The 5,988-nt window shown below is 73.3% G+C and carries 4 protein-coding genes; all 4 read left to right on the top strand.

Features of this window, described 5'->3' with window-relative positions; genetic code table 11:
- Window positions 1-17: 17 nt before the first annotated feature.
- From ABT247_RS31040 to ABT247_RS31025, 4 genes are read left to right on the top strand one after another with little or no spacing between them, the layout of a single operon-like run.
- Complete coding sequence (locus tag ABT247_RS31040; protein ID WP_350749284.1) at window positions 18-2,216, top strand: NHLP family bacteriocin export ABC transporter peptidase/permease/ATPase subunit; 2,199 nt, start codon at window positions 18-20, stop codon at window positions 2,214-2,216.
- Window positions 2,213-5,167 (top strand): NHLP bacteriocin export ABC transporter permease/ATPase subunit, encoded by a 2,955-nt coding sequence (locus ABT247_RS31035; RefSeq protein ID WP_350749281.1) that lies wholly within the window; start codon window positions 2,213-2,215, stop codon window positions 5,165-5,167. The genes ABT247_RS31040 and ABT247_RS31035 overlap by 4 nt, the downstream gene beginning before the upstream one ends.
- A 25-nt stretch (window positions 5,168-5,192) precedes the next feature.
- Complete coding sequence (locus ABT247_RS31030; protein ID WP_350749278.1) at window positions 5,193-5,543, top strand: YciI family protein; 351 nt, start codon at window positions 5,193-5,195, stop codon at window positions 5,541-5,543.
- Window positions 5,544-5,548: 5 nt separating this feature from the next.
- Entirely contained in the window at window positions 5,549-5,896 is a 348-nt protein-coding gene (locus ABT247_RS31025) for a YciI family protein (protein WP_350749276.1), read from the top strand.
- The last annotated feature ends 92 nt before the right edge of the window (window positions 5,897-5,988 follow it).

Genomic DNA, 5,988 nt, shown 5'->3' with positions numbered 1-5,988 from the left:
GTGTATGGTGTTCTGAGGTGTGCTCTTCCGATCTCGCGCCGCGGCGCTGGCGGCACGTCGTTCCGACCGTCCTGCAGATGGAGTCGGTGGAGTGCGGCGCCGCCAGCCTCGCCATGATCCTCGCCTACCACGGCCGCTGGGTGCCGCTGGAGGACCTGCGCGGCGTCTGCGGCGTCTCCCGCGACGGCGCCCGCGCCTCCACCCTGCTCAACGCCGCCCGGACGTACGGGCTCAAGGCGCGCGGCTACCAGACCGAGGCCGAGAACCTCCGCGACCTCGACGGCCCCGTGATCATCTTCTGGGCCTTCCAGCACTTCATGGTCGTCGAGGGCATCCGCACCCGGTACGGCCGCACCGTCGTCGCCGTCAACGACCCGGCCAGCGGCCCGCGCCTGATGGAGTGGGACGAGTTCGACTCCGGCTTCACCGGCATCGTGCTCTCCTTCGAGAAGGGCCCCGACTTCCGGCCCGGCGGCGACCGCGGCGGCGTCGGCCGCGCCCTGCTGGAGCGGCGCCTGCCCACCGGACGCGCCATGCCGCTGGTGCTGCTCGCCAGCCTGCTGCTGGTCCTGCCCGGCATCGCGATCCCCGCGTACACCCGGGTGTTCATCGACCGGGTCCTGGCCGGCAGCGGGAGCGGCTACCTCCTCCCGCTGCTGGCCGCCATGGCCGCCACCGCCGTGGTGGTGTTCGTGCTGACCTCCGTCCAACGGCACTACCTGCTGCGGATCGAGATCCGGATGGGGCTGGTCAGCTCCGCCCGGTTCTTCCGGCACCTGCTGCGGCTGCCGGTCGACTTCTTCCTGCAGCGCCGCCCGGCCGAGGTGGCCAAGCGGGTGTCCGGCAACGACGTCGTCGCCGAGATCCTCTCCCGCGACCTCGCGCTCACCGTGATCAACCTCGGCCTGGTGCTGTTCTACGCGGTCGTGCTGATCCGCTACGACATCCTGCTCGGCGTGGTCGGCGTCGGCATGGCGCTGCTCAACGTGGTCGTGCTGCAGGCCGTCGCCCGGGCCCGCACCGACGCCGTCGCCGCGCTGCGCACCGACCGCGGCAACCTCACCGCGACCACCTTCACCACGCTCGCGCTGATCGAGACCGTCAAGGCCACCGGCGCCGAGCAGGACGCCTTCAGCCGCTGGGCCGGCTTCCTGGCCAAGGTCGTCACCGCCAAGCAGAAGCTGGGCATCCCCAGCGCCGTGCTCACCGTCGTGCCGCCGATGCTGGCCGCGCTCAACAGCGGGCTGATCCTGCTGGTCGGCGGCCAGCGGGTGGTGGACGGCGCGATGAGCGTCGGCATCCTGGTCTCCTTCCAGACCCTGCTGGCCGCGCTCAGCCGCCCCGTCACCCAGCTCACCAACCTGGGCGGCCGGCTCCAGGACGTCACCGCCGACATCAAGCGGCTGTACGACGTCGAGCGCTACCCGGTGGCCGCCGCCTTCGCCAGGCCCGAGCCGCCGGCCGGCCCCAAGCTGGACGGCAACCTGGAGTTCGAGGACGTCAGCTTCGGCTACAGCCCGCTCTCCGAGCCGATCATCAAGGACCTCAGCCTCACCGTCGTCCCCGGCCGCCGGATCGCCGTCGTCGGCGGCTCCGGCAGCGGCAAGTCCACCCTGGGCCGGCTGCTCACCGGCCTCTACACCCCGTGGTCCGGCCGGATCCTGCTGGACGGGCGCCCGCGCGAGGAGATCTCCCGCACGGTGCTGGCCGCCTCCCTCGCCTACGTGGACCAGGACATCTCGCTGTTCGAGGGCACCGTCCGGGACAACCTGACGCTCTGGAACGACGACGTCCCGGACGAGGCCGTCACCGCCGCGCTGCGCGACGCCGCCGTCTTCGACACCGTGATGACCCGGCCCGGCGGCATCCACAGCCCGGTCCTGGAGGGCGGCCGCAACTTCAGCGGTGGCCAGCGCCAACGGCTGGAGCTGGCCCGGGCCCTGGCCACCGAGCCGACCCTGCTGGTGCTGGACGAGGCCACCAGCGCGCTCGACCCGGAGACCGAGCGCGTGATCATGGACAACCTGCGCCGCCGCGGCTGCGCCTGCCTGATCATCGCGCACCGCCTCTCCACCGTCCGCGACGCCGACGAGATCATCGTGCTGGACCAGGGCGCCATCGTCGAACGCGGCACCCACGACGAGCTGTTGGCGCTCGGCGGGCACTACACCGCGCTCATCGAGTCGGCGCGCCGCGAGGAGGAGGACGAACTGTGAGCCTGGCCGTGGAAGTCTTCTCGCCGTTCTTCACCGAGGCCGCCGAACCGGTCGATCCGCTCACCGACCGCTACCTCGTGCTGGACGACCCCGGACGGATGCTGCTGGTCCGCTCGGGCGCCGTCGACCTGTTCGCCGTCCGGCTCGACTCCGGTGCGCCGCAGGGCCGTTGGCACTTCCTCTGCCGGATCGAGGCGGGCACCCTGGTGCCCGGGGCGGCCGCCGGTCCGCGGCGCGGCATCGTCGCCCGTCCGGTGCTCGGCGCGGAGCTGTCCTACCTCGCCACCTCCTGGGTCGAGGGCCTGTCCGCCCGCGGCCGGGAGTGCGGCACCGCGGCCGGCGCCGCCGTCCGGGCCCTGCCCGAGGGCGAACAGCAACTCGCCGCGGACCAGTTCCTCGCCGGGCTCGGCCGCGGCCTCACCGCGCTCGCCGGGGCCCTGCGCGACACCCTGCCGCCGCGCGAGTTCACCCCGCTCGACCCCGCCGGGCCGACCGCCCTGAAGCGCGGCCAGGCGCTGCGCTCGGTGGACGGCCTCCAGTGGGTGCGGATCGAGGAGGGCGCCGTCGAGGCCCCCGAGGGGGCGGCGGGGGAACTCACCGAGGGCGCCGAGATCTGCCTGACCGAACGGGACTGGCTGGTCGCGGCCGGACCGGCCGTCGTCCGGGCCCGCTCCCCGCGCGCACTGCTCGACGAGGGCGGCCTCTGGGAGCGCCTCGCCGCCCACTGCGGACGCCTGCTGGACGCCGTCGACCGCCGGATCGAGGCCCGCCGCAGCACCGAGACCGAACTCATCACCACCCGCCGCGAACGCGACGCCGGGACCCTCGCCCACTCCGCGCGCGGCTTCGAGACCATCCTGCGCGACACCGCCTCCCGGCTGCGGATCGGCGACGCCACCGGCGACGAACCGACCCTCGCCGCCGCCCGGCTGGTCGCCGCGCACGAGGGCTTCACCGTCACCGCCCCGGTCGCCGGGAACGGCCACGACCGCCGGCTGGACCGGCTCCAGGCGATCGCGCTCGCCTCCAACGTGCGCACCCGCTCCGTCCGGCTGGACGGCGCCTGGTGGCGCAACGACCTCGGCGCGATGGTCGGCTACCGCAAGGCCGGCGCCCCCGTCGCCCTGCTCCCGCTGGGCAACGGCTACGTCCTCGCCGAGGGCGGCAAGGTCACCCCGCTGACCCGGGAGCTGGCCGCCGAACTGCAGAACAAGGCCACCGTGCTGTACCGGCCGCTGCCGCCGACCGTCCGCTCCGTCGCCGGGCTGCTCCGCTTCGGCCTGCGCAACAACCGGCAGGACCTGTGGATGTTCACCGGCATGGCCGCCCTGGTCGCGCTGATCGGCCTGCTCGTCCCGGTGATGACCGGCGAGGTGCTCGGCACCTTCGTCGCCCACGCCCAGCGCAACCTGATCACCGAAGGCGCCCTGGTGGTGATCGGCTCCGCGATGGCGGTGGCCGCCCTGTCCATCGTGCAGAACATCGCGGTGCTGCGGATCGAGAGCCGTTCCACGGCCGCGATGCAGGTCGGCGTCTGGACCAGGCTGCTGTCGCTGCCCGCGCCGTTCTTCGCCAACTACTCCACCGGCGAGCTCGGCACCACGGTGCTCGGCGTCAGCGCCGCCCAGGAGACCCTGTCCGGGATGATGACCACGGCGACCCTCGGGCTGCTCACCGGTCTGGCCAACCTCGTGCTGGTCTTCTTCTACGACCTGCGGCTGGCCGGCCTCGCCACCCTGCTGGTGCTGGTCGGCGTCGGCGTCGGCCTGGCCGCCGGGCGGCTGGAGGTCCGCTGGCAGCGCAAGCTGTACGCGCACGAGCAGGCCATGTCCGCACGCGTCTTCCAACTGCTCACCGCCGTACCCAAGTTGCGGGTCACCGCGGCCGAGGACCGGGTGTTCGGGGTGTGGGCCGCCGAACTCGGCAAGGGCCGCGGCCTCGCCGCCTCCTCGCGCCGGATCCAGAACGCCGTCACCACCTTCAACGCGGGCTTCCCGCTGGTCTGCTCGGTGGTGATCTTCGGCGTCATCGCCGGCCCGCTGGACGGCGCCGTGCCGGTCCCGGTCTTCCTCTCCTTCTTCACCGCCTTCAACCTGCTGATCGCCTCCAGCCTGCAGTTCACCTCCGCCGCGGTCACCGCACTCGGCGTGGTGCCGATGCTGGAGCGGCTGCGGCCGATCCTCGAGGAGAAGCCCGAGGTCGACGACAGCAAGGCGGACCCGGGCGACCTCTCCGGCCGCCTGGGCCTGAGCCACGTCACCTTCCGCTACGGCGAGGACGGCCCGGCGGCCCTGCAGGACGTCACGCTCAGCATCGAACCCGGTGAGTTCGTGGCCATCGTCGGCCCGTCCGGCAGCGGCAAGTCCACCGTGCTGCGCCTGCTGCTCGGCTTCGAACGGCCGGAGAGCGGCACCGTCCTCTACGACGGCCAGGACCTCGGCGAACTGGAGGTCTCCGCGGTGCGGCGCCAGTGCGGCGTGGTGCTCCAGAACGGCGCACTGCTGGCCGGCGACATCAAGGCCAACATCGTCGGCTCCACCAACCACACCCTGGACGACGCCTGGGCCGCCGCCGAGATGGCCGGCATCGACAAGGACATCGCGGCCATGCCGATGGGCATGAACACCGTGCTCTCCGAGGGCACCAGCACCCTCAGCGGCGGCCAGCGGCAACGCCTGATGATCGCCCGCGCGCTGGTCTCCCGGCCCCGCATCGTCTTCTTCGACGAGGCGACGAGCGCCCTGGACAACCCCACCCAGCGGCTGGTCACCGAGTCCACCCGCCGGCTCAACGCCACCCGGGTGGTGATCGCCCACCGGCTGTCGACGGTCGCCGAGGCCGACCGGATCATCGTGATGGACCAGGGCCGGGTGGTCCAGCAGGGCCGCTACGAGGAGCTGCTGGCCGACCGGGACGGACTGTTCGCCCGGCTCGCGCACCGGCAGATGTGAGCCGTTTCCACCCTGGGGAGGGGACATGGAGTACGCCCTGCTGGTCTTCGGCCAGGAGACCGACTGGGACCGCATGACGCCCGAGGAGCGCGAGGCGAGGTTCACCGCCAACCGCGCCTTCGGCCGGGAGCTGGCGGAGGCCGGCGTGCGGATCGTCTACGGCGCCCGGCTGGCCCGGCCCACGGCCGCCGAGGGCGAGCCCCGGGCGGCGGAAGGCGTCCTGGAGGTCGGGGGCCTCTGGGTGATCGAGGTGCCCTCCGAGGAGGAGGCGCTGCGCTGGGCGGCGAGACTGCCGGTCAGCGAATCGGGCCGGGTGGAGGTCCGTCGCTGCGACGGGCCGCCGCGCACCAACCGGCCGGTGCGAACGGAGAACTGAGGATCATGGAATACACCCTGCTCATTCACGGCGACGAGCGGGTCTGGAACGCGATGAGCGAGGCCGAGGAGGCCGAACTCGACGCGGCGCACGGGCGGTTCGGGAGGCAGATGCACGAGGCCGGCGTCACCGTGCGGTACGGCGGCGGCCTGCGGCGCAGCTGCAGCGCCCGGCTGGTGGTGCCGGGCCCGGACACCCCGGTCTCCGACGGCCCGTACCGGGAGGGGCACGAACACCTCGGCGGCCTCTGGGTCATCGACGTCCCGGACGAGGCCACCGCCGTCTCCTGGGCCCGCCGGATGCCCGCGGCCCCCGGCGACCTCGTCGAGGTCCGCCCGGTGCGGGTGACCTGAGGATTCGTGACGAGGAGCGGGAAGTCGGCCCGGCCGAAGCCGTCCTGACCGAGGTCCCCGCGCCCGCCGCCACCGCCACCACCCCCGCGGGC

Source organism: Kitasatospora sp. NPDC001539, from assembly GCF_040298565.1.
Taxonomy (GTDB): Bacteria; Actinomycetota; Actinomycetes; order Streptomycetales; family Streptomycetaceae; genus Kitasatospora.
The sequence above is the reverse complement of the archived record's forward strand: the minus strand, read 5'-3'. Positions and strand labels throughout refer to the sequence as shown.

Bases quoted from the DNA above. Each gene is read 5' to 3' on its own strand.
- ABT247_RS31030 (WP_350749278.1), top strand. From the start codon at position 5,193: ATGGAGTACGCCCTGCTGGTCTTCGGCCAGGAGACCGACTGGGACCGC.
- ABT247_RS31025 (WP_350749276.1), top strand. From the start codon at position 5,549: ATGGAATACACCCTGCTCATTCACGGCGACGAGCGGGTCTGGAACGCG.